This window comes from Phycicoccus jejuensis (genome assembly GCF_000720925.1).
GTDB lineage: Bacteria > Actinomycetota > Actinomycetes > Actinomycetales > Dermatophilaceae > Phycicoccus > Phycicoccus jejuensis.
The window spans coordinates 1-21,324 of the sequence record NZ_JOEE01000002.1; the positions used below are offsets into that span (position 1 = coordinate 1).

At 73.5% G+C, this 21,324-nt stretch carries 24 protein-coding genes and 1 tRNA gene; 6 read left to right on the top strand and 19 right to left on the bottom strand.

Annotated features, from left to right (window positions below; all coding sequences use genetic code 11):
- Nucleotides 1-344: 344 nt before the first annotated feature.
- The gene (locus IG69_RS0103890) at nt 345-1,370 is read left to right on the top strand and encodes a LacI family DNA-binding transcriptional regulator (RefSeq protein ID WP_030526871.1); all 1,026 of its coding nucleotides are present in this window, start codon (nt 345-347) and stop codon (nt 1,368-1,370) included.
- 32 nt (nt 1,371-1,402) lie between these two features.
- Here IG69_RS0103890 and IG69_RS0103895 read toward each other — a convergent pair whose 3' ends face one another.
- Nucleotides 1,403-1,951 (bottom strand): MarR family winged helix-turn-helix transcriptional regulator, encoded by a 549-nt coding sequence (locus IG69_RS0103895; protein ID WP_245616073.1) that lies wholly within the window; start codon nt 1,949-1,951, stop codon nt 1,403-1,405.
- Between the two features lie 92 nt (nt 1,952-2,043).
- Here IG69_RS0103895 and IG69_RS0103900 point away from each other — a divergent pair, with 92 nt between their 5' ends.
- On the top strand, nt 2,044-2,619 hold the full coding sequence (locus IG69_RS0103900) for an NADPH-dependent F420 reductase (protein ID WP_030526873.1): 576 nt from the start codon (nt 2,044-2,046) through the stop codon (nt 2,617-2,619).
- Between the two features lie 3 nt (nt 2,620-2,622).
- Here the strand turns inward: IG69_RS0103900 and IG69_RS0103905 are convergent, their stop codons facing one another.
- Both IG69_RS0103905 and IG69_RS0103910 read right to left on the bottom strand, forming a co-directional pair.
- A complete protein-coding gene (locus IG69_RS0103905) occupies nt 2,623-2,922 on the bottom strand; it encodes a hypothetical protein (protein WP_051750202.1) in 300 nt (99 codons plus the stop codon).
- 45 nt (nt 2,923-2,967) lie between these two features.
- The gene (locus tag IG69_RS0103910) at nt 2,968-4,155 is read right to left on the bottom strand and encodes an MFS transporter (RefSeq protein ID WP_030526875.1); all 1,188 of its coding nucleotides are present in this window, start codon (nt 4,153-4,155) and stop codon (nt 2,968-2,970) included.
- 132 nt (nt 4,156-4,287) lie between these two features.
- On the opposite strand from IG69_RS0103910, the gene IG69_RS0103915 reads away from it, so the two are divergent.
- A complete protein-coding gene (locus tag IG69_RS0103915; RefSeq protein ID WP_030526876.1) occupies nt 4,288-4,725 on the top strand; it encodes a MarR family winged helix-turn-helix transcriptional regulator in 438 nt (145 codons plus the stop codon).
- 40 nt (nt 4,726-4,765) lie between these two features.
- On the opposite strand, the gene IG69_RS0103920 is transcribed toward IG69_RS0103915, so the two are convergent.
- Nucleotides 4,766-5,332, bottom strand: coding sequence for a 2'-5' RNA ligase family protein (locus tag IG69_RS0103920; protein WP_030526877.1), 567 nt, complete (start codon nt 5,330-5,332; stop codon nt 4,766-4,768).
- A gap of 235 nt (nt 5,333-5,567) precedes the next feature.
- Here IG69_RS0103920 and IG69_RS0103925 point away from each other — a divergent pair.
- Nucleotides 5,568-5,640: transfer RNA gene (locus IG69_RS0103925), tRNA-Lys, on the top strand.
- A 21-nt stretch (nt 5,641-5,661) separates the two neighbouring features.
- On the opposite strand, the gene IG69_RS0103930 is transcribed toward IG69_RS0103925, so the two are convergent.
- The 6 genes from IG69_RS0103930 to IG69_RS0103955 form a co-directional block, all read right to left on the bottom strand.
- Nucleotides 5,662-6,729 carry an ABC transporter ATP-binding protein gene (locus tag IG69_RS0103930; protein WP_051750204.1) on the bottom strand — a complete coding sequence of 356 codons (1,068 nt, stop codon included), beginning with the start codon at nt 6,727-6,729 and terminating at the stop codon, nt 5,662-5,664.
- Entirely contained in the window at nt 6,726-7,487 is a 762-nt protein-coding gene (locus IG69_RS0103935) for an ABC transporter permease (protein WP_425414796.1), read from the bottom strand. Before IG69_RS0103935 ends, IG69_RS0103930 begins: the two co-directional genes overlap by 4 nt.
- A 131-nt stretch (nt 7,488-7,618) precedes the next feature.
- Nucleotides 7,619-8,458, bottom strand: a complete 840-nt coding sequence (gene modA, locus IG69_RS0103940; RefSeq protein ID WP_084696564.1) for a molybdate ABC transporter substrate-binding protein — start codon at nt 8,456-8,458, stop codon at nt 7,619-7,621.
- Between the two features lie 10 nt (nt 8,459-8,468).
- Entirely contained in the window at nt 8,469-8,879 is a 411-nt protein-coding gene (locus tag IG69_RS0103945; protein ID WP_030526880.1) for a TOBE domain-containing protein, read from the bottom strand.
- A 168-nt stretch (nt 8,880-9,047) separates the two neighbouring features.
- Nucleotides 9,048-10,070, bottom strand: coding sequence for an NADP-dependent oxidoreductase (locus IG69_RS0103950; RefSeq protein WP_030526881.1), 1,023 nt, complete (start codon nt 10,068-10,070; stop codon nt 9,048-9,050).
- Nucleotides 10,071-10,199: 129 nt separating this feature from the next.
- Nucleotides 10,200-10,373, bottom strand: a complete 174-nt coding sequence (locus tag IG69_RS0103955; RefSeq protein ID WP_226902022.1) for a hypothetical protein — start codon at nt 10,371-10,373, stop codon at nt 10,200-10,202.
- Between the two features lie 305 nt (nt 10,374-10,678).
- On the opposite strand from IG69_RS0103955, the gene IG69_RS0103960 reads away from it, so the two are divergent.
- Together IG69_RS0103960 and IG69_RS0103965 are read left to right on the top strand one after the other, a co-directional pair.
- Nucleotides 10,679-11,257, top strand: coding sequence for a TMEM165/GDT1 family protein (locus tag IG69_RS0103960; RefSeq protein ID WP_030526883.1), 579 nt, complete (start codon nt 10,679-10,681; stop codon nt 11,255-11,257).
- A complete protein-coding gene (locus IG69_RS0103965; protein WP_084696565.1) occupies nt 11,248-12,090 on the top strand; it encodes a transglutaminase-like domain-containing protein in 843 nt (280 codons plus the stop codon). The genes IG69_RS0103960 and IG69_RS0103965 overlap by 10 nt, the downstream gene beginning before the upstream one ends.
- Nucleotides 12,091-12,315: 225 nt before the next feature.
- On the opposite strand, the gene IG69_RS0103970 is transcribed toward IG69_RS0103965, so the two are convergent.
- The 9 genes from IG69_RS0103970 to IG69_RS0104015 form a co-directional block, all read right to left on the bottom strand.
- Complete coding sequence (locus IG69_RS0103970) at nt 12,316-13,482, bottom strand: AGE family epimerase/isomerase (protein ID WP_051750206.1); 1,167 nt, start codon at nt 13,480-13,482, stop codon at nt 12,316-12,318.
- Nucleotides 13,479-14,312 (bottom strand): D-hexose-6-phosphate mutarotase, encoded by an 834-nt coding sequence (locus IG69_RS19930; RefSeq protein WP_036829036.1) that lies wholly within the window; start codon nt 14,310-14,312, stop codon nt 13,479-13,481. The genes IG69_RS0103970 and IG69_RS19930 overlap by 4 nt, the downstream gene beginning before the upstream one ends.
- A 103-nt stretch (nt 14,313-14,415) precedes the next feature.
- Nucleotides 14,416-15,492, bottom strand: coding sequence for a TerC family protein (locus IG69_RS0103985; protein WP_030526887.1), 1,077 nt, complete (start codon nt 15,490-15,492; stop codon nt 14,416-14,418).
- A gap of 257 nt (nt 15,493-15,749) precedes the next feature.
- Nucleotides 15,750-17,114, bottom strand: coding sequence for a cryptochrome/photolyase family protein (locus tag IG69_RS0103990; protein ID WP_030526888.1), 1,365 nt, complete (start codon nt 17,112-17,114; stop codon nt 15,750-15,752).
- A 13-nt stretch (nt 17,115-17,127) separates the two neighbouring features.
- Nucleotides 17,128-17,862: a CPBP family intramembrane glutamic endopeptidase gene (locus IG69_RS0103995; RefSeq protein ID WP_030526889.1), complete on the bottom strand. Its 735-nt coding sequence runs from the start codon at nt 17,860-17,862 to the stop codon at nt 17,128-17,130.
- 5 nt (nt 17,863-17,867) lie between these two features.
- A complete protein-coding gene (locus IG69_RS0104000) occupies nt 17,868-18,893 on the bottom strand; it encodes an NAD(P)H-binding protein (protein WP_030526890.1) in 1,026 nt (341 codons plus the stop codon).
- Nucleotides 18,890-19,321: an SRPBCC family protein gene (locus IG69_RS0104005; protein WP_030526891.1), complete on the bottom strand. Its 432-nt coding sequence runs from the start codon at nt 19,319-19,321 to the stop codon at nt 18,890-18,892. Before IG69_RS0104005 ends, IG69_RS0104000 begins: the two co-directional genes overlap by 4 nt.
- Nucleotides 19,318-20,571: an SAM-dependent methyltransferase gene (locus tag IG69_RS0104010; RefSeq protein WP_030526892.1), complete on the bottom strand. Its 1,254-nt coding sequence runs from the start codon at nt 20,569-20,571 to the stop codon at nt 19,318-19,320. Before IG69_RS0104010 ends, IG69_RS0104005 begins: the two co-directional genes overlap by 4 nt.
- Nucleotides 20,568-21,323 (bottom strand): DUF1365 domain-containing protein, encoded by a 756-nt coding sequence (locus tag IG69_RS0104015; RefSeq protein ID WP_030526893.1) that lies wholly within the window; start codon nt 21,321-21,323, stop codon nt 20,568-20,570. The genes IG69_RS0104010 and IG69_RS0104015 overlap by 4 nt, the downstream gene beginning before the upstream one ends.
- Between the last annotated feature and the right edge of the window lies 1 nt (nt 21,324).

Below are 21,324 nucleotides of genomic sequence, written 5' to 3' on the forward strand. Positions count from 1 at the left end.
CTCGACGACCATGCGGTCGTCGAGGTCTCACGGTCCACCGTCCCCTTCTCACATCCCGGATGAACCAGTGGCCCTCGTGATCATCTGCGGTGTTCCCGGAGCCTGACCCGCTTTTCCGGACACCTGAGCTGAGGCGATGATCGTCTCGGAGAGGAGTCCGCTCCGACCGCCAGCGCTCCTGCGCCGGTGATGAGTCCTCGTCGAGTCAGGTCGACCGTCATGACGCCTCCTGCGTGCTCGTGGGCCGGTGGTCACACCGCCCTGCGCGTCCGGTGGCCGGGCGGCCGTGGACGTCCCGGGCGAGACGCTCGATGATGAACGTGTTCACCACAAGGGGGGCGCCCATGACCTCTCGCTACCGCTCCCGGCCGACCGTCCGCGAGGTCGCGGCGCTGGCCGGTGTCTCCCCTGCCACCGTCTCGAACGTCATGAACGGCACGGGCCGGATGGCCACACCGACCCGCGCGCGAGTCCTCGACGCCGTCCGCGAGCTGGGCTACAGCCCGTGGACGTCGGCGCGGGCCGGCGAGCGGGGCGGCACCGGGGTCGTCGGGTTGACCCTCACGCTCTACGGCGACCACCCGGTCGACTACCTGGAGATCTCCTACTACCGCGAGCTCGTCCTCGGCGCGATGGCGGAGGCCCTGCGCCGCGGCTACCTCCTCCTCGTCCTGCCGAGCTCGCTCACCTCGTGGGCCTGGATGTCGACCCCGCTCGATGGCGTCGTGCACAGCGAGCCCCGCGCCGACGACCCGGTGCGCGAGATCCTGCTGCGGCGCGGCATCCCGATGGTCAGCGCGGGCCACCCCGGGCCGACGGCACGCGACGAGCTGTGGGTCGACAGCGACACCCCCGGCGCCATGATCATGGCGCTGGACCACCTGTGGGAGAACGGATCCCGGCGGCCGGCCCTCCTCCTCCCCCAGCACGACGACGCCTTCCCGACCCAGCTGCTGGCCGGGTGCGAGGCCTGGACCGCACGCACCGGGGTGGCCGTGCGCATCGCCCCGTTCGCGCCCCTGCCCGACTACCGCGGATCGGAGACGGCGGCGGCGGCCGCGCTCCTCGCCGGGGACGATCGGCCGGACGGCGTCGTGGGCGTGTACGAGGACTCCGGCCACCACGTCCTGGACGTCGCCGACCGCACCGGCCTGCAGGTGCCCCACGACCTGCGCGTCGTCTGCATCACCGACAACCCGGCGTACGCGTCCACCAGACCGCCCCTCCCGTGCATCGCCTTGCGCGCGAACGAGATCGGCCGCGAGAGCGTGGACCTGCTCATCGACTCGATCCACGGTCGCCGCCGCCTCGGCCGACATCGGCTGGTGCCCCCGCGGTTGGTCCTCCACGCGCCCGGTACCGCTTCCTGAGCAGCACGGGCCTGAGGTCGCCCGGCCTCTCGTCAGCCGGTGGGGCCGTCGGCCCCGAGCCCGTCGAAAGCCTTCGTGCGCCCTTCTGTGTCGAGCGTGGTCAGCACGGCATCGCAGATGGCGGTGAGCTGCGCGACCTGACCCGGCTCGAGGCCGTCGAAGACGCGGCTGCGCACCTCCCCGACGTGCTCGGGCGCGGCGGCGACCACGGCGTCCCAGCCTGCATCCGTGAGGTGGGCGTTCGTCGCGCGACCGTCGCCAGGACAGGGCAGCCGTTCGACGAGGCCCCGGTCCTCCAGCCGGCGCACGACGTGCGAGAGGCGGGGCAAGGTCGAGTTGGTGCCGTGCGCGAGAGCACTCATCCGCAGCACGCGGTTCGGCGCCTCCGAGAGCCGGGCGAGGAGGTAGTACTCGAAGAAGGTGAGCCCGGCGTCGCGCCGCAGCTGGGAGTCGAGGGCTCCGGGCAGGAGCTCGAGGACCGAGACCACCCGGATCCACGCGGCCCGCTCGGCGGTGGAGAGCCAGCGCGGCTCGCGGGGCTCGCGGGAGGACACCGGGGTCGAGGGGTCGTCGGCAGGCACGGGGACAGTCTGCCGCGGCAGTGGTTGTCGGTACAACTATTCGCTGCTACGTTAGTTGTCGGAACAACCAAATCATCCCAGGGAGACACGTCATGACCGCAGTGAGCATCATCGGGGCCGGGTCCATGGGCTCGGCCATCGCCGCCCTCGCCGAGAAGGGCGGTCACACGGTGCAGGTGCTCGGCCGCGCCGACGCCGACCAGGCCGTCACGGGTGACGTCGTCGTCCTCGCCGTGCCCTATCCGGCGCTGCAAGAGATCGTGGGCGCCCGCGCTGCCGAACTCGCCGGCAAGGTCGTCGTCGACATCACCAACCCCCTCGACTTCGAGACCTTCGACACGCTCGTCGTACCGGCCGACTCCTCCGCGGCGGCCGAGCTCGCCGCCGCACTGCCCGACGCGCACGTGGTCAAGGCGTTCAACACGAACTTCGTCGCCACCCTCACCTCCGGGACGGTCGGCGCTCGGCCCACCGCGGTCCTCGTCGCGGGTGACGACGCGAACGCCAAGGCGACGCTGTCGGAGGTCGTGACCTCCGCCGGCCTGCGTGCCGTCGACGCCGGCAGCCTGCGCCGGGCGCGCGAGCTCGAGGCGCTCGGCTTCCTGCAGCTGACCCTCGCCGTCGGCGAGAAGACCCCCTGGACGGGCGGCTTCGCCCTCGAGGCCTGACCCTCAGGTCACCGGTTCGCCGTCGACCCACGCCGCGGTCGTGTGCACGTCGCGCACGACCGGCGGCGCCGGGAACCCTCCGCCACCCAGCCGCGCGAGGGCGGGTCCGAAGACCTCGGCGTTGAACCTTTCGAGACCGGCCTCGGTGTCCCAGAGCTGCACGACCTGCCAGCCGCCCTCCGCCGGCCCGGCGGCGAAGGCCCGCCGTCCGGGGGGCGGTGGGACCTCGCCGACCGCCTCGACGACCGCGGCCCAGTGCTCGGTGGTGGCGCCGGGGAAGAACGCCAGACGGAGGAAGGCCATCCGCCCACGGTAGGCGCGGCGGCCGCCGCCGTCACCCCTCGCCGGTCAGACCAGGGCGGGCTCGGCGGGCTCGACCACCTCGGCCGTCCGGCGCACCCGTCGCGCCGCCGGGAGGAGGACGAGGAGGCCGAGCACGGTGATGCCGGCGCCCGCCCAGATGGGCGAGGTGTAGCCGAGCCCGGCGGCGATCGCCATCCCGCCGACCCAGGCGCCGAGCGCGTTGCCGACGTTGAAGGCGGCGATGTTCGCACCCGACGCGAGGGTCGGGGCCTGGCCGGCGAAGCGCATGATGCGCATCTGCAGCCCGGGCACCGTCGCGAAGCCGAACCCGCCCATGAGGACGAGCAGGACCACCGTCGCGACCGGCGAGGACGCGAGCAGGGCGAAGGCGACCATGACGGCCGTGAGGCCCGCGAGCACGACGACGAGCGTGCGGTCGACGTCGCGGTCGGCGGCGCGGCCGCCGGCGAGGTTGCCCACGAAGAGCCCGACCCCGAAGAGCACGAGCAGCCACGGCACCCAGCTCGCGGCGAAGCCGGAGACGCCGGTCAGCGTGTAGGCGATGTAGGTGAAGGCGCCGAACATCCCGCCGAAGCCGAGGACGGTCACCGCGAGCGAGAGCCAGACCTGGCCGCTCGCGAACGCCCGGACCTCGGTGCGCAGGCTCGTCGGCTGCCGGTCCTCCGCACCCGCCGCGGGCACGAGCGCCGCGATGGCGACGAGGGCGAGCACGCCGATGGCCGTGATCGCCCAGAAGGTGGAGCGCCACCCGTACGCCTGCCCGAGGAAGGTGCCGAAGGGGACGCCGAGGACGTTGGCGACGGTGAGCCCGGCGAACATCGTGGCGACGGCGCCGGCCTTGCGGTCCGGTGCGACGAGCCCGGCGGCGACGACCGCGCCGATGCCGAAGAAGGCTCCGTGGCAGAGGGCCGCGACGACGCGTCCGGTCATGAGGAGCGCGTAGGTGGGCGCCAGAGCGGAGACGAGGTTGCCGACGACGAACAGCACCATGAGGCCGAGCAGGACGCGCTTCGGGCGCATCCGGGCGGTGGCCATCGTGAGGAACACGCCGCCGACCGCGACGGAGAGCGCGTAGCCGGAGATGAGCCATCCGGCGGCGGCCTCGGAGACGGCGAAGTCCGCGGCGACCTCCGGCAGCAGGCCGGCGATGACGAACTCGGTGAGTCCGATGCCGAAGCCGCCGGCGGCCAGGGCGAGGAGTGCGAGGGGCATGACAGGTCCTTCTCGGGATGGGTGCACGCGGCGATATCCCGCGTTCGCAACTAACTCGGACGACGGTAGTTGCACACGCGGGATATTGCAAACGCGATAGGATGGCAGGACGCCCGACCACGAGGAGGACCGATGGGGATCAGCGACAGCGCCGTGGAGGTGCGCGCCCAGGGGTGGCGCCGGCTCGCCGCCCTGCACGGGCTCATCGAGTCGACCCTCGAGCGCTCGCTCTCCGACGAGCACGGGCTCTCGGTCGTCGAGTACACCGTCCTCGACACGCTCTCGCGCCAGGACGGCTGGCACCTGCGGATGACGCAGCTCGGCCGCGCGGCCGCCCTCTCCCCCAGCGCCGCCACCCGGCTCGTCAACCGGCTCGAGGACCGCGGGCTGCTCACCCGCATCCTCTGCGCCGACGACCGCCGCGGCATCTACACCGAGCTCACACCCGCCGGCCGCGAGCTGCTCGAGCAGGCCCGGCCGACCGCGGACGACGCCCTGCACGGAGCGGTCGAGCAGGCCCGTGCGACACCGGAGCTCGCCGACCTCGTCGGGGCCGCCGGCCTCGCCTGAGGCGACCGACCGGGCGGGCCGCTGCCGGCCGGATCGACCGCTAGGACGGGACGACGGTGGGGAGGTCCTCGAAGACCTCGAAGGAGTGGCCGTAGTCGCGGTTGACGCGGCTGAGGATCTGCACCGCCGAGATCTCCCACTCCTGGCTCTCGTACCGTTCGAGCGCCTCGACCAGGTGCTCGAGGACGGGCACCGTGGTCTCGGGGGTCACGCGCGCCACCGTGAGTCGGGGCACGAAGATCCGGCGGTCGACGTAGAAGGCGTGGTCCGCGACGAGCGGGGGCAGCCGGCGCGCGATCTCCGCCAGCGTGTCGAGGTCGCCCTCGAGCTTCATCGCGATGCTCGGGTCGGTCTCGTCCTCGAGCGCCCAGACGCCCGAGAGCCGGACCTTCGCCACGAGGCCGAACCGCGTCACCGGCCAGTAGAGGGCCTCGTGCAGCCGTCGGGCGTCGGGGACGGTGAGGTTGCCGAGGCCGATCATCCTCAGCCGGAACGCTCCCGAGTGCGTGAGCTCGAGCTGCTGCCGGGCACCGGGGACGCGCGCGGCGATGCCGGTCACCGCGTCGCGGATGTGTTCGGGCGGACGCACCGCCACGGACACCTGCATGGCACCTCCTCGCTCGTCGGGTCCACGACATCGTGGCACTGTCGGCCCCCGCGTTCCGGGAGGCTCGGGCCGTCACCGTCCGACGCGAGCCGGGCAAAGGGCCCGTGGACGGCCCCACCGGTCCGGTCCCTCCGGGGACGACCGGAGGTGACGCTACCCTCGGTCACGCGGGTGGACGGGACATCCGGGCCACCGGATGTCGTCGGTGGGCTCCACGACGACGTCCCCCACCCTCGGGCCTCTAGCTCAACGGTCAGAGCTGCGGACTTTTAATCCGTAGGTTGTGGGTTCGAATCCCACGGGGCCCACTCCCGCCGACTGATCACACGTCAGCGGGCGTAGACCTCGAGGTCGACGGCCTTGGCGGACAGCCAGACCCGCTGCCCGGCCGACAGCCCGAGGTCGGCCACGGCCGCGGGCGTGATGTCGACGAGGCACGACGGCTCGCCGTCGAGGTCCAGCCGCACGCGGTCGGTGAGCAGGGTCAGCCCCGAGATGGTCGCCGCCCACGTGTTGCGCGCGCTCGAGGGGCCCGGTGGCTGCGCGCTGACCGTCACGGCGGAGGGCCGCAGGGCCACGAGCACCTCGCCGCGCTCGCCGTGGTCGGGGACGACGAACCGCCCCCCACCCTCCAGCGCGACCCCGTCGGCATCCGCCGTCCCGGCGTAGAGGTTGAGCCCGACGAGGCGCGCGACGTACTCCGTCGCCGGACGCCGCGCGACCTCCGCGGGGCTGCCCTCCTGGACGACGCGACCGCCCTCGAGGACGACGAGCCGGTCGGCGAGCACGAGCGCCTCGAGCGGGTCGTGGGTGACGAGCAGGCTCGGGCCGCCGAACTCGGCGAGGTGCGTGCGCAGCTCGGCCTGCACGTCGAGCCGGGTCCGGGCGTCGAGGGCGGACAGCGGCTCGTCGAGGAGGAGGAGGTCGGGCGAGCCGGCCAGCGCGCGCCCCAGCGCCACGCGCTGCGCCTGCCCGCCCGACAGCAGGTGGGGCCGCCGACGCGAGAGGTCGGCGAGCCCGAGACGCTCGAGCCACCCCGCGGCGACGGCCCGGGCCTCGGCCCGCGAGCGCCCGCGGACCCGCGGCGAGAACGCCACGTTGTCGAGCACCGAGAGGTGCGGGAAGAGGCGGTAGTCCTGGAAGACGAAGCCGACCGGGCGGTGCGCCGCCTCGACGAAGGCCCCCGTGCTCGCGTCGTCGAGCACGACGTCGTCGAGCCGGATGCTCCCACCCGCCAGCGGCACGAGCCCCGCGACGGCGCCGAGCAGCGTCGACTTGCCGGACCCGTTGGGCCCGAGGACGGCCAGCACCTCCCCCGGCGCCGCGCGCACCGCGGCGTCGAGGACGAAGCCGCCCCGGCGCACCTCGACCCGCGCGTCCAGCCCACGGCTGCTCACACCGTGCCTCCGCGCAGCCAGCGGTCGCGCAGCGCGACGAGGATGGCGACCGACACGAGCAGCAGGACGAGGCTGAGGAGGATGGCGGCGTCCGGGTCGGTCTCGAGGGCGTAGTAGACGGCGATCGGCATCGTCTGCGTGCGCCCCGGGAAGCTGCCGGCGAAGGTGATGGTCGCCCCGAACTCGCCCAGCGCCCGCGCCCAGCAGAGCACCGCGCCGGCCGCGAGCGACGGCGCCACCATCGGCAGCGTGACCCGCCGGAAGACGGTCATCCGGCCGGCCCCGAGCGTGGCCGCGGCCTGCTCGTAGCCCTGGTTCGCCGCCCGCAGCGCCCCCTCGACGGTGACGACGAGGAACGGCATCGCGACGAACGTCTCGGCCATGACCACCGCCACCGGGCTGAACGGGATCGTCAGGCCGAACCACTCGTCGAGCCAGCGACCGAGAAAACCGTTGCGCCCGAACGCGAGCAGCAGGGCCACGCCACCCACGACCGGAGGCAGCACCAGCGGCAGCGTGACGAGTGCCCGCACGAGCCGCAGCCCCGGGAAGCTGCTGCGCGCGAGCAGCCAGGCGAGCGGCACCCCGACGACGAGGGCGATGACGGTCGCGACGCTCGAGGTCCACAGCGAGAGCCTCAGCGCCTCGGACGCCTGCGACTCCCGCAGGATGCGCCAGGCGTCGCCCCAGGGGGCCCGCACGAGCAGCCCGAGCAGGGGGACGACGAGGAAGGCGACCCCGACCAACGCCGGCACCAGCAAGGGTGCCGGCGGCCGGCGGGACGCCCCGCCCGTGCTCGCGCGACGCTGCCGCTCACGGGCGTCGAGGGTCACCGGACGGGTTGTGGTTGAACCGGGTCGGCCGGGACGTGTCCCGTCGCCGCGCGAGCTCACGGCTGCTCGAAGCCGGCCGCCGTGAGGACCTTCGCCCCCTCCGCCGAGAGCACGTAGTCGACGAACGCCTTCGCGGTCGCGGCGTTCGGGGCGTCGTCGAGCGCGGCGATCGGGTAGCTCGTGGAGGCGTTGACGTCGGCCGGGATCGGGATGCCCTCGACCTTGTCGCCGGCGGCACGGACGTCGGTGACGTACACGACCCCGGCATCCACCTCGCCGAGCGTGACCTTGCTGAGCACCGACTTCACGTCGGGCTCGAGGGTCACCGGCTTCACCGTGACGCCCGCGTTGGCGAAGACCTTGGCCGCGGTGGCACCGCACGGCACCTGCTCCTGGCACAGCGCCGTCTTCACGCCCGAGCCGGCCAGAGACTCGACCCCCGTCACCCCGCCGGGGTTCGACGGCGGGACGGCGATCTCCATCACGTTCTGCGCGAACGTCTTCGGGTCGGTGGCGGCGCCGGCCGACACCACCGCGTCCATGTTCTTCGCGCTCGCCGACGCGAACACGTCGGCGGGCGCACCCGAGGTGACCTGGGTCGCGAGCGCCGAGCTCGCACCGAAGCTGAGCGTCACCGTCGTCCCGGGGTGCGCGGCCTCGAACTGCTTCGCGATCGTCGTGAAGGACTCGGTGAGCGACGCCGCGGCGAGCACGGTGATGTCACCCGCCACCTGGCTGCTCGCCGACGCGGACGACCCGCCGCCCGCGGTGGTGGACGCGGCGGGGCTCGACGAGCCCGACCCGCACCCCGCGAGGCCGAGCCCCGCGACGAGGACGACGCAGGTGGTGACGGCACGGCGCACGGTGGCTCCTCGTAGACGACGGGTGGTGGTCATCGGACGACGCTCACCGGCTGCTCGGGATCTCGACGGACACGTTGGTGGCCTTCATCGCGGCCACGGCGAGCACCCCCGGCTCGAGGCCGAGCTCGTCGGCGGCCTCCCGGCTGAGGAGCGAGACGAAGCGGTGCGGCCCGGACTGGATCTCGACCTGCGCCATCACGCCGTCCTTGAGCACCCGCGTCACCAGCCCGGTGAAGCGGTTGCGGACCGAGGCCGCCGCGACCTCTCCCACGTCGAGGTGCGCACCCTCGGCCGCGAGCTCCTCGGCGAAGCGGGCGAGGACGGGGCCCTCGACGGCCCGCCGCCCCGCGGCATCGGTGACGGTCTCGAGCCGCCCGGCGTCGGCCCAGCGACGCAGCGTGTCGTCGCTGATCCCCAGGAGGTCGGCCGCTTCGCGCATCCGGAAGAGGTGCATGCAAGGACCCTAACCGCAGATGCGGCCAGAATCCACGGATCGGCGCGAACCTGCCACTTCTCGTTGGGCCGTCGTCCGCGCCTGAGCCGGCCTCGGGACGCCGACGGCCGCGGACCGGTGGTGCGCGGAGGCGCCCCGGCCCGCGGCCGTGTCGTGGGGAGGCGGAGGTCAGAGCGTGACGACCATCTTCCCGGTGTTCTCGCCGCGCAGGACGCCGAGGAAGGCGTCGACGGCGTTCTCGAAGCCCTCGACCGAGGTCTCGCGCTGCGACAGCGTGCCGTCGGCCAGCCACCCGGCGGCGGTCGAGAAGTACTCGCCCGCGAGGTCGTAGTGGTCGCCGACGAGGAAGCCCTCGATGCGGCCGCGGGTCTGGATGAGGCGCGCGAGGTTGCGCGGGCCCGGGGCCGGCTCGGTGTCGTTGTAGACCGAGATCATCCCGCAGACGGCGATGCGGCCGCCGAGGTTGAGCGAGCCGATGGCGGCCTCGAGGTGCTCGCCGCCCACGTTGTCGAAGTAGACGTCGATGCCGTCCGGCGCGAGCTCGCGCAGGTGGTCCGCGACGCGGCCGTCGCGGTAGGAGAACGCCGCGTCGAAGCCGAGGTCCTCGGTCAGGTGGCGGACCTTCTCGGGCGAGCCGGCCGAGCCGATGACGCGCGAGGCACCCATCGCCTTGGCGATCTGGCCGACCGCACCACCGACGGCTCCGGCGGCCCCGGAGACGAAGACGACGTCGCCCTCCGTGAGGGCGGCGACACGCTTGAGGCCGGCGTAGGCGGTGAGGCCGGTCATCCCGAGGATGCCGAGGTAGGCGGACGCCGGTGCGGCAGCGGTGTCGACGACGCGCGCGTCCTTGGCGTCGAGGACGGCGACCTCGCGCCAGCCCAGGCCGTGGAGGACGTGGTCACCGACCGCGAACCCGTCCGCGCGCGACTCCTCGACGACGCCGACGGCGCCGCCGTTCATCGCCTCGCCGACCGCGTAGGGGGCGGCGTAGGACTTGGCGGCGCTCATCCGCCCGCGCATGTACGGGTCGACGGAGAGGACGACGTTGCGCACGCGCAGCTGGCCCTCGGCCGGCGCGGGGACGTCGCTCTCGGCGAGCTCGAAGTTCTCGGGCGTCGGCCAGCCGGTCGGGCGGGACGCCAGGCGCCACTCGCGTGCGGTGGTCGAGGAGCCGGTGGTGTCGGTCATGGGTGGACCTCCAGGGGTGTCGGGGACGTGGACCGAGTGGTTCCAACGCCACCAGGGCCGGGGTCTATGCCGTGACCTCGTTCACCCGCCGGAGGTCGCCGCGCCGGCGCCCGTGCGCCGACGGATCCGTCAGCCCTCGCGCGAGCGCCGCGCCTCCTCGACCCGCCGGGCCCGTTCGCGGCGCAGCTTCGCCTGGGGGTCGTCCTCGGTGCCGAGCTGCGCCGGCCCGAACACGCTGGTCAGGAGGTACCGGACCCGCCACCCGAACCGGTAGCCCAGCGACAGTCCCTCGGAGCCCGCCACGGCGGCCACCTCTCCTCGTGCGCGGACGGTGCCGCCCGCGTGCTCGTGCCTCGACCCGTCCAACCTACGGGATGCGCACCGCCGGCGATTTCCGTCTCCACGTCGTGGGCCGCTACGGTTGGTGGCGAAAGGGAGTAGTCCCCAATCGCCGTGTCGACACACTGACCCCCGGGTCCGGTACGGCGGGCCACCTTCGGTGGCGGACGAGACTTTCGGCCAGAAGCACGCCCGTCCAGTCACGCGTGCCGGCCGAGAGGTCCGTCCCGCGGCACTCCTCGTCCGGCACGAGGAAGAGCCCCCACCACATGTACGCGTTCCTGCTCAGCACTGCCGTCATCTTCGTCGCCGAGCTCGGCGACAAGAGCCAGCTCATGGCGATGACCTTCGCGACGCGCTACCGCGTCCGCGACGTCCTCATCGGCATCACCGCCGCCACCGCCATCGTCCACCTCGTCTCCGTCGGCATCGGCGCCGCCGTCGGGACCGCCTTCGAGCAGTACCAGGGGACGATCTCGATCGTCGCCGGCGTCGCCTTCCTCGTCTTCGCCGCGTGGACCCTGCGCGGCGACGAGCTGACCGAGGACGAGGCCGACAAGGCCCGCCGCAGCACCGGGGCGGCGCTCCTCGCCGTCGGTGTCGCGTTCTTCCTCGCCGAGCTCGGCGACAAGACGATGCTCGCCACCATCACGCTCGCGACGCAGGAGGGCTGGTTCGGTACCTGGATCGGCAGCACCGTCGGGATGGTCGCCGCCGACGCGCTGGCCATCGGCGTCGGCGCGGTCCTCGGCCGCAAGCTGCCGGAGAAGGTCATCAAGTACGGCGCGGCCGCCGCGTTCCTCGTCTTCGGCCTGCTCCTCATCGCCCAGGGCGCCGGATGGCTCTGAGCGCCGCCGCGGGCGGTACGCCTGCCGGCCCGACGACCTCGGTGGCGCTCGACCTGCGCACCGAGGTCGTCACGGCCGGCGAGGTCGCGTTCTGCCTCACCGTCGCCGGGCACCTCGACCGCGACGAGTCGCTGGCGGTCACCGGCCCCGACGGGCACCCGCTCGACGTCCGCGAGCTCGGGCTGCACCACCACACCCGCCTGCACGTGGTCGACGCCCCGCGGGGCGAGCTGTCGGTGCGCTACCGCGCGACCGTCCGTCGCGACCTGCTCGACCCGGCGCCGGTCACCGACGCCGACCGGTTCACCTACGTCCTGCCGAGCCGCTACTGCCCCAGCGACCGCGTGCAGGGCTGGGCGGCATCCGAGTTCGCCGGTGTCGACGACCCGTGGGACCTCGCTCGCCGGGTCGCCGCGTGGGTCCACGACCGCACCACCTACACCCCCGGCTCCACCGACGCGGGCGACGACGCCCTCGTCCCGCTGCACACCGGGCAGGGCGTCTGCCGCGACTACGCGCACCTGACGGTCACGCTGCTGCGGGCCCTCGAGGTCCCGGCCCGCTACGTCTCGGTCTACGCCCCCGGCCTCGACCCGATGGACGCGCACGCCGTCGTCGAGGCGGCGGTCGGCGACGAGTGGCGCCTGCTCGACGCGACCCGGCTCGCGCCCCGTGCGTCGATGGTGCGCACCGGCACCGGGCGGGACGCGGCGGACGTCGCCCTCATGACGACGCTCGGCGCCGAGACCGGTCCGTTCGCGATGGACGTCACCGCGACCGCGGACCCGGACCTGCCGGTCGAGGACCCGGACGCTGTGGTCGTGCTCGGCTGAGCCCGCTCCGCCGGCGCGTGGTCCCATCCGTGGCGCAGGACCTGGGGTCATCACCCCGGTTCTCACGCCACCGGACGCGCCATCAGCGACACTCCGGTCCCGGCGGCGTCGAGACCCCGGTTCGTCCGCGAGACCCCGGCTCCGAGCCGGGGTCTCGCGGACATTTCGGGGTGACCCCGAAATGTGGTGACGCGAGGGACGCGTGGGGCGTGTGGGGCGCGGGGTTCAGGCCTCGAGGGGGCCGGAGAGGGCGCCGCCGCAGTGGTAGACGTCGGGGCGCCCGGGCCAGATGGTGCCGGCCTCGCGCATCTCGTGGTCCAGCTCGTTGCGCCAGGTGCCACGCTCGTCGACCCAGAAGCGCGCCGCGTGGTCCCACAGCCGGCGGTACCAGCCCTCCCAGTGCGGGTCGCCGGTCAGCCGGACCATCGACGCCGAGAGCTGGATGCCCTCGCACACCGGCCAGTGCAGGCGCACGTCCGCGACGGGAGCGCCCTCCCAGTCGACCGTGTAGACCAGGCCCGGGCGACCGTCGAGGGCCCAGCCGCCGTCGAGCGCCCGGCGCGCCAGAGCGTCCGCCGACTCGACGAGCCAGTCCGGCGACCCGACGAGCGGCGAGGCGTCCAGCTGGAGGAGGAAGCGCGCCCACTCGAGCGAGTGGCCGAAGGTCGCGCCGTACGGGCGGAAGGGGTGGTTCGGCTCGTCCCGGTTGTACTCGGGCAGCACCTGCCAGTCGGCCGAGAAGTGCTCCGGCAGCAGCCAGCCGTTCTCGCGGGCGGCCCGGTTGATCAGCCGGTCGGCGATGTCCAGACCGCGCTCGTGCCAGACGGCGTCGCCGGTGGCGTGGCCCATCGCGAGGAAGGCCTCGAGCCCGTGCATGTTGGCGTTGGCGCCGCGGTAGTCCTCGGAGTCGCTCCAGTCGGCGGCGAAGGACTCCCGCAGCGACCGCGAACCCTCGTCCCACAGGTGGGTGTCGACGACCTCGACCACCTGGTCGAGCAGCGCCCGCGCTCCCGGGTGCCCGACCCCGAGGGCCGCGGAGGCGGCGAGCCCGACGTGCACGTGGTCGTACGTCGCCTTGCGCGTCTCGGTCCCCGGCTGGGTCAGCCAGCCGCCGTGCCGGGCGTCGGCGTGCAGCCCGGTGAGAGAGGCCATCGCGTGGTCGAGCAGCTCCCCCGAGCCCGGGACGCCGTGCCGCACACCGGCGGACGCGGAGTAGGCCATGCGCGCCGTGAGGAACAGCATCGGCGGGTGGTCCGGCAGGGGGGTGCCGTCGGCGTCGAGGTGGTGGAAGCCGCCCTCGGGCCGGATCGAGCGCAGGGCGAAGCCGAGGACGTCGGACAGTCCCCGGCCGAGCCACTCGCGGTGGGTCGGGTCGTCGAGCCAGCTGGTCACAGGTCCTCCACGGACAGGCGGTAGGTCAGGGTGTGGGTCTCTCCGGGGCCGACGGTCACCACGTCGGCGAGCGCGTTGGCGGCCTCGACGCAGACGAAGCGCGGCCACTCGTCGCCGATGTCGGGGATGCCGGGGCCCTTGTCCGGGCCGGGGTTCCAGACGACGCGGTCGGCGGCGCCCTCGGTCTCGACACGCAGCCGGCGGCCGAGCACGGGGTCGGTGACGGTGACGGCCGCGTCCGAGCGGTAGACGCGGTCGGTCTCGCCGTCGAGGACGAGGTCGCCCCGCTGGGTCTCGTCGCGCCCGGTCACCTTGTCGTGGAAGCGTGCACCGTCGAGGCCGCCGATGCTCACCTGCCGCACGTCACCCACCGCGAGGTAGGCGTGCAGGGCCTCCTCGACGACGACGGGCTCGCGCCCGGGGTTGGTCGTCGAGAGCGAGACCTCGAGCTCGCGACCCATCCGGGCGACGAGCTCGAGCCGGTAGGGGTGCGGCCACTGGAGGCTGCCGGAGTCCCGCGACGACAGGCCCATCCGCACCGTGCCGCCACGGGCGTCGGCGACCTCCTCGAGGAGGTGCCAGCGCGTCGAGCGCACCCATCCGTGCGAGGGCGCCTTGTCGCCGTGGCGCCCCGCGCCGAACCAGGGCCAGCACACCGGGATCCCGGCGTGCGGCGGCGTGCCGGAGCGCACCGGCAGCGTCGGGTGGGAGAAGAGGACCGGCTCGGAGCCGACGGGGTGCCAGCGCAGGACGAGCGCCCCCTCGTCGAGCACCTCGCCGGCGCAGTCCGCCCCCGAGACCGGGTGCGAGGTGGGGGCGTCGTCGGTCACCGGCCCACCGTAGTGAGGCGTGCCGCGCTCGTGCACGTCGCGTCCACACGGGACGGCCCGGCGGGAGGGGTCCCGCCGGGCCGTCCGGTGTCGTGCGTGGGGGTCAGGAGCGCTCGGCCTCGAGCTCCGGGCGCCGGGTGGCGTCCGGGTCGTCGTCGCCCCGGTCGACGCCGTTCGCCTCGTCGCGCTTGTTGGCGATGATGCTCGTCGTCGTGACGAGCGCGAGGATGCCGACGATGACGCCGAGCGAGGCGAGGGTCGGGACCTCCGGGGTGCCGGGCCAGACGCCGTGCGCCCAGTGCAGGACGAGCTTGACGCCGATGAAGGCGAGGATGGCCGCGAGGCCGAAGCCGAGGTGGCGCAGCGCGCCGAGCAGGCCCTCGAGGACGAAGTAGAGGGCGCGCAGGCCGAGCAGGGCGAACGCGTTGGTCGCGAAGACGAGGTAGGCGTCGCCGGTGATGCCGAAGACGGCCGGGACCGAGTCGACGGCGAAGACGATGTCGGTGCCGAGGATCGCGACGGCGACGAGGCCGAGCGGGGTGAGGGCGCGCTTGCCCTTCTCCTTGACCGTCAGGTGCGGGCCGCGGTAGTCCTCGACGACCGGGAAGAACCGGCGGAGCAGCTTGACGGTGCGCAGCGAGCCGATGTCGACGGCCTCCTCCTCGTCGGACATCGCGTCCTTGAGCACCTTGACGGCGGTGATCAGGAGGATGACGCCGAACAGGAGGAAGGTCCACGCGAACATCGAGATGAGCTGCGCCCCGACGGCGATGAAGATGCCGCGCAGGATGAGGGCGCCGGCGACGCCGATGAGCAGCACGCGCTGCTTGAGCTCGTCCGGCACCGCGAAGGCCGCGAGCAGCAGCATGAAGACGAAGAGGTTGTCGACCGAGAGCGACTTCTCGACGAGGTAGCCGGTGTAGTACTCCAGGCCGCGGTCACCGCCGTACTGCGACCAGATGAAGACACCGAAGGCCAGGGGCAGGGCGATGTAGAAGCTCGACCAGCCGACGGCCTCCTTCATCGACACCTCGTGCGGCTTGCGCGTCAGCACGAAGTCGAGGGCGAAGAGACCGAGGACGGCCGCGATGGTGACGCCCCACAGCAGGGGGGTGCCGACGGACTGCTCGGTGGCGGCGGCGGGCTCGGCCGCCGCGACGAGGGTGTGGAGGGATGGCATGACGCTCCTCGGGGCACGATCGTTGTCCCGAGGTCTCCTTCACCACACCGGGGTGTGGCGCCGCCCCGGGAGCACCATGGGATGCTCGTACTGACCGGTGACGGACTTGGGAAGTACTCCCCTCGTCGCGAGCAAGGCTACCGGCGGGCCGATCTTTTCCCCAAGTCCGTGTGCGGAAAACCGCCCAACCTTCGACGCCCCCGCCGGCCCCGGGCAGGACCCGGGACCGACGGTCGGGACCCGGTCGGTGGCCGACCTCAGCCGCGGACGGCGGCGTACCGGTCGAGGGCCTCCTGGCGCTCCTCGGCGTGGTCGACGATGCGCTCCGGGTAGCCGTGGGCGTAGCCGTCGTCGTGGTTCCACGGCTGGTGCGCGGCCTTGCCCGACAGGTGCCGCAGCTCCGGCACCCAGCGCCGGACGTAGTCGCCGGTCGGGTCGAACTTCTCGCCCTGCGTGACCGGGTTGAAGACCCGGAAGTACGGCGAGGCGTCGGTGCCGGTGCCGGCCACCCACTGCCAGCCGTGGTTGTTGGAGGCGAGGTCGCCGTCGCAGAGGTGGTCGAGGAAGTGCCGCGCCCCGACCGGCCACCACACGTGGAGGTCCTTGGTGAGGAAGCTCGCGGTGATCATCCGGACGCGGTTGTGCATCCAGCCCTCGGCGAGCAGCTGCCGCATCCCGGCGTCGACGACGGGGTAGCCGGTCTCGCCACGACGCCACGCCTCGACGGCGTCCTCGGGCTCGTCGTAGCGCATGCCCTTCAGGGCCGGTCGCAGGTCGGACCACGCGCTGCGTGGGTTGTGGAAGAGCACGTCGGCGTAGAACTCGCGCCAGGCGAGCTCGTCGCGGTAGGTCTCGACCCCGGTGCCGCTGCGGTCGGCCAGCTCGGCGAGCAGGGTGCGCGGGTGCACGACCCCGAGCTTGAGGTAGGGCGACATCCGCGACGTGGCGTCGAGGGCCGGGCGGTCGCGGTCGTCGTCGTAGTCGGTGAGGGCGTCGTCGCGGAAAGCCCGGAAGCGGCGCAGCGCGGCCTCCTCGCCCACCGGCGGCAGGTCGGGCAGGTCGGAGGCGGAGAGGGCGGCGTCGAGCGCCGCGGTCGCGTCGGCGTCGTTGCGGGCGTGCCGCAGCGGCAGGGCGCGCGGGGTCGGCGCGGGCTCGGGCCATCCGTGCGAGCGCCACGCCTTGGAGAACGGGGTGAAGACCTTGTAGGGGTCGCCGGAGCCGTTGGTCACCAGGCCCGGCCCGACGGCGTACGGGGTGCCGGTCTCGACCCACTCGACGCCCTCGCCGAGCGCGTCACGGACGGCCTCGTCGCGCCGCAGCCCGCCGGGGGTGGTCTCGCGCGAGACGTGGACGCTGGAGGCTCCCACGCGCTCCGCGAGGGCGGGCACGACCTGCCGCGGGTCGCCGTGGAGGAGGGTGAGCGAGCCGTCGAGCGTCTCGTCGAGGTCGCGCAGCGTTGCCGCGAGCCAGGCGCGGCGCACCGGCCCCCCGCGGTCCCAGAACCGCGGGTCCACGACGAAGGCGACGACGAGGTCGCCGTCCCCCGCCGCGTCACGGGCCGCGAGGAGCGCCGGGTGGTCCCGGCGGCGCAGGTCGCGGCGGAGCCAGAGGACGGAGGTCATCGCGGGTCGCTCCTCAGGAGAGGCGGTCGAGGACGGGGGGCAGGAGGAAGAGCATCCCGAGGGACCAGGTGAGGTGGGTGACGATCGGGCCGAGGATGCCGCCGGTCACCCGTCGCTGCAGCCCGACGACGACGCCGACGACCGCCGCGGCGAAGACGAGCAGCGGGATGGCCGAGGTGGCGGTCACGAGGGCGTAGACGACGGTCGTCACCGCGACGGCGTGCTTGCGGCCGACGCCCGCGTAGAGGGCACCGCGGAAGTACAGCTCTTCGGCGACCCCGTTGACGACCGTGATCACCGCGACGACCCAGAGCGAGCCGTACCGGGCGTGGTCGAGCAGCTGCTGCACGGGGTCACGGAGGAAGGGGATCTGCGCGACGACGACCGAGCCGAGCAGGAAGACCCCGAGCAGCAGCGCGCCGAGCGCCAGCGACTGCACGACCGGGCGGCTGTCGGTGCGCCCCGCACGCGAGTGGGCGCGGCCGAGGTGCAGCGGCCCCGAGACGAACGCCCCGACCGCCCAGACGAGCGCCAGCGCGAGGGTCGCGAGGTAGAAGGTCGGGTCGCCGGGCTCGATCCGCAGCGCGTACGCGAGGATGCCGGCCCCGACGAGCAGGGTGACGACCGCGACGACCCGGCGCCGACGGAAGGCCCGGTCGGTCTCGGTGTGGTCGCGCGGGACGGGGTCGACGAGCGCGGCGCGGACGAACGCGCGCAGCTCGGCGACCGGCCGGACGGACGTGGCCATCGGACTCAGCCCGACGACCCGCTGCCACCCCCGGCCCACGAGGGGTCGGCCGCGGTGACCCGGGCGGGGTCGACGGTGCCGGGCTCGGGACGCGGGTCCGCGTCGTCGCCGGCGATGGCGTCGGTGACGGCGCGGTCGAAGCCGAGCGCGCCCTGCGGGGGCGGGCCGACGAGGTCGTCGACGTCGTGCTCCTCGCAGACGACCTCGTGGAGCAGGCTCTCGACGAGCGGCTTGGCGACCCCCGTCGGCACCGGGGTGACGAACCCGACCCACTGGCTGGCCAGGCGCGGCGTCAGCACCGGCACGGTGAGGACGGTGCGCGGCAGCATGCCCCCCAGCCTCGCGAAGCGGGTGATCATCTCGCGGTAGGTCAGCACCTCCGGGCCGCCGATGTCGAACGTGCGGTTGACGTCCGGCGGCAGGTCGGCCGCGCCGACGAGGTAGTGCAGGACGTCGCGCACGGCGATCGGCTGGATCCGGTTGTCGAGCCACTTGGGGGCGACCATGACCGGCAGCCGCGAGGTGAGGTGTCGCAGCATCTCGAACGACGCCGAGCCGGACCCGAGGATGATCGCCGCCTGCAGCACCGCGGTCGGCACGCCGCTGGCCATGAGGAGGTCGCCGACCTCGACGCGGGAGGCGAGGTGGTCGCTGAGCGGGCCGTCGTCGGGGTGCAGCCCGGAGAGGTAGACCAGGCGGCCGACCTCGGCCTCGTAGGCGGCGAGGCCGAAGGCGCGGGCCATCTCGCGGTCGCGCTCGACGAAGTTGCCCGCGCCGTCCATCGAGTGCAGGAGGTAGTAGGCGACGTCGACGTCGGCGAGCGCCTCGGCGAGGGTGGCGCGCGAGGTCGCATCCCCCTCGACGACCTCGGCCCGCTCGCGCCACAGGCGCCGGTCGAGCTTGGTGGCGTCGCGCGTCAGCACCCGGACCGTCCAGCCCTCGTCGAGGAGGGCCGGCACGAGCCGGGAGCCGATGTAGCCGGTGACGCCCGTGACGAGGGCTCGGCGGCCGGCGCCGCGGGAGTCGCTCACCGGCGGTCCAGCACGTCCTTGAGCTGGGCGGCCGTCTTGTCGCCCAGCCGCTCGAGCAGCGGCGTCATGAGCGGGCCGACGAGGGCCACGATCCCGCTGAAGTCGAACTCCGCCTTGTACGTGACCTCGGAGCCGGTGCCGTGCGGCCGCACGGTGATGGTGTCGTGGCTCGTCGCGGCGTCGTTGCGCCCGACGATGACGACGTGGTCCTCACCGAGCTCCTCGGTCGTGTACTCGAGCTCGACGGTGTTGCCGGCGAACTTCGAGACGTTCTTGTACGTGGTGCCGACGCCGCCGTCGCCGCTGACCCGCTCGCACGAGACGGTGCCCGCGTCCCACTCGGTCGCGTTGCGGAAGTCGGCCAGGTAGGGCAGGACGTCGGACGGGGGTGCGGTCGTCGTGATGGTGCGCTCCACCGTGGTGCTCATGCGGTGTCCCTTCGTGAGAAACGGATCTGGGCCACGTCGAGGTAGCCGGTGGCGAAGCCCGCCTCGCAGTACGCGAGGTAGAACTCCCACATCCGGCGGAACGTCTCGTCGAACCCGTACCGCTGGATGTCCGGCCACTGCGCGTTGAAGCTCTCGCGCCAGCGACGCAGCGTCTCGGCGTAGTCGGCGCCGAAGCCGTGGACCCTCTCTACCCGCAGGGTGGTCGACTCACGCGTCACGTCGCGGATCGCCTGGAGCGAGGGGATGAGGCCGCCCGGGAAGATGTACTTCTGGATCCAGCCGAAGGAGCCCTTGGTCGCCAGCAGCCGGTGGTGCTCCATGAGGATGGCCTGCACGGCGACGACGCCGCCCGGCGCGAGCAGCGCGTCGATCTGGCGGAAGTAGGTCTCCCAGTACTCCTCCCCGACGGCCTCGATCATCTCGACGCTGACGATCGCGTCGTACTCGCCGGTCGTCTCGCGGTAGTCCTGGAGCAGCACCCGGACGCGGTCGGTGTACCCCGCGGCGGCGATGCGCTGCAGCGCGAGGTCGCGCTGCTCCGCCGAGAGCGTGACCGAGGTGACGGTGGCGCCGCGGGCGGCCGCCCGGATGGACAGCTCGCCCCAGCCGGTGCCGATCTCGAGGACACGGGAGCCCTCGCGGACGTCGGCGGCGTCGAGGATTGCCTCGACCTTGCGCACCTGCGCCTCGAGGAGGTCCTGCTCGGCGACCGGACGGGTCGGGTCGAACAGCGCCGAGCTGTAGGACATCGACGGGTCGAGGAAGGCCGCGAAGAGGTCGTTCGAGAGGTCGTAGTGCGCGCTGATGTTGCTGCGCGAGCCCTCCAGCGTGTTGCGCTGCGCCCGCGGGATGGCCCGGTCGACGAGTCCGCGCAGCGACAGCAGCGGCTTGGGCACGAGCTCACCCATCCGGGCCGCGAACGGGGCGAGCGCCCGCGCGAGGTCGGTGCCGTCGGCGACGCGCCAGTCGCCGGCCATGTACGCCTCGCCGAGGCCGATCTTCGGGTGCGCCTCCAGCCGGCGGAACATCGCCCGCGGCCGGACGACCTCGAGCACCGGCGAGTCCGGCCCGCCGGCGCCGACGACGGTGCCGTCGGGGTAGCGCATCCGGACCGGCATCGGCTTGACGGCGACCTCGGTGATGGCCTTGGCGACCGTGCCCCGGGTCAGGACGTGGGGGAAGCGCAGCGCCGGGGTGGCGAGCTCGAGGCGGGGGGTCTCTGCGGTCATCGGACGGTCTCCAGTGAGTTCTCGGGGCGGGGTCGGACGGGCAGCCTCCGCAGCCACAGCCAGATGCCGTGGACGCGGATGAGCGCCGTGACCCGCTGGGGCATGAGCGGGTACCGCAGCGCCGTGCGGGCGACCTGCGCGGTGGTGGCCGCGCGGGGGCGTCCGGTGACGGTCGCGGTGACGAGGGGTTCGTCGCGGGTGCGCAGCCGGATGGCCACGCCGACGGTCCCGGGGGTGAGGGTGAGGCGGATGGCGTACTCGCCCTCGACGTCGTTGAACGGCGAGACGTAGAAGTCCTTGTCCATCGAGGCGCGGCCGCCCTCGTCGGGGCGCAGGACGTAGGCGTGCCGGCCGCCGTAGGTGTTGTGCACCTCGACGAGCACCGCGCGCAGCGCACCGTCGGGGGCGAACACCCAGAAGGCGGACATCGGGTCGAACACGTGCCCGAGCACCCGGGCGTGCGACAGCATGACGACCCGGTCGCGGGCCGACGTCGGCACGTCGTGGCGCTCGAGGACGCGCAGGACGTTGGCCTTGAGGGCCGGGATGCCCGGGTTGCCGGCGAGGTGGTCCTCTGCGCGGAACGTGGCGAAAGGCCTGAGCGGCAACGGGACCCGCGGCATGTCGTCGAGGTCGACGAGCCACTGCGTGTGCTTGTGCGTGAACGAGTGACGCACCGGGCGGTGCCGCGTGTGGTGCACCTGCCCGACGACGATCGAGGGGAGGGCGGGCAGGTCGGCGGTGGTGGTCATC

Bases quoted from the DNA above. Each gene is read 5' to 3' on its own strand.
- IG69_RS0103890 (WP_030526871.1), top strand. From the start codon at position 345: ATGACCTCTCGCTACCGCTCCCGGCCGACCGTCCGCGAGGTCGCGGCG.
- IG69_RS0103900 (WP_030526873.1), top strand. From the start codon at position 2,044: ATGACCGCAGTGAGCATCATCGGGGCCGGGTCCATGGGCTCGGCCATC.
- IG69_RS0103905 (WP_051750202.1), bottom strand. From the start codon at position 2,922: ATGGCCTTCCTCCGTCTGGCGTTCTTCCCCGGCGCCACCACCGAGCAC.
- IG69_RS0103910 (WP_030526875.1), bottom strand. From the start codon at position 4,155: ATGCCCCTCGCACTCCTCGCCCTGGCCGCCGGCGGCTTCGGCATCGGA.
- IG69_RS0103915 (WP_030526876.1), top strand. From the start codon at position 4,288: ATGGGGATCAGCGACAGCGCCGTGGAGGTGCGCGCCCAGGGGTGGCGC.
- IG69_RS0103920 (WP_030526877.1), bottom strand. From the start codon at position 5,332: ATGCAGGTGTCCGTGGCGGTGCGTCCGCCCGAACACATCCGCGACGCG.
- modA (WP_084696564.1), bottom strand. From the start codon at position 8,458: ATGACCACCACCCGTCGTCTACGAGGAGCCACCGTGCGCCGTGCCGTC.
- IG69_RS0103945 (WP_030526880.1), bottom strand. From the start codon at position 8,879: ATGCACCTCTTCCGGATGCGCGAAGCGGCCGACCTCCTGGGGATCAGC.
- IG69_RS0103950 (WP_030526881.1), bottom strand. From the start codon at position 10,070: ATGACCGACACCACCGGCTCCTCGACCACCGCACGCGAGTGGCGCCTG.
- IG69_RS0103960 (WP_030526883.1), top strand. From the start codon at position 10,679: ATGTACGCGTTCCTGCTCAGCACTGCCGTCATCTTCGTCGCCGAGCTC.
- IG69_RS0103965 (WP_084696565.1), top strand. From the start codon at position 11,248: ATGGCTCTGAGCGCCGCCGCGGGCGGTACGCCTGCCGGCCCGACGACC.
- IG69_RS0103985 (WP_030526887.1), bottom strand. From the start codon at position 15,492: ATGCCATCCCTCCACACCCTCGTCGCGGCGGCCGAGCCCGCCGCCGCC.
- IG69_RS0103990 (WP_030526888.1), bottom strand. From the start codon at position 17,114: ATGACCTCCGTCCTCTGGCTCCGCCGCGACCTGCGCCGCCGGGACCAC.
- IG69_RS0103995 (WP_030526889.1), bottom strand. From the start codon at position 17,862: ATGGCCACGTCCGTCCGGCCGGTCGCCGAGCTGCGCGCGTTCGTCCGC.
- IG69_RS0104005 (WP_030526891.1), bottom strand. From the start codon at position 19,321: ATGAGCACCACGGTGGAGCGCACCATCACGACGACCGCACCCCCGTCC.
- IG69_RS0104010 (WP_030526892.1), bottom strand. From the start codon at position 20,571: ATGACCGCAGAGACCCCCCGCCTCGAGCTCGCCACCCCGGCGCTGCGC.
- IG69_RS0104015 (WP_030526893.1), bottom strand. From the start codon at position 21,323: ATGACCACCACCGCCGACCTGCCCGCCCTCCCCTCGATCGTCGTCGGG.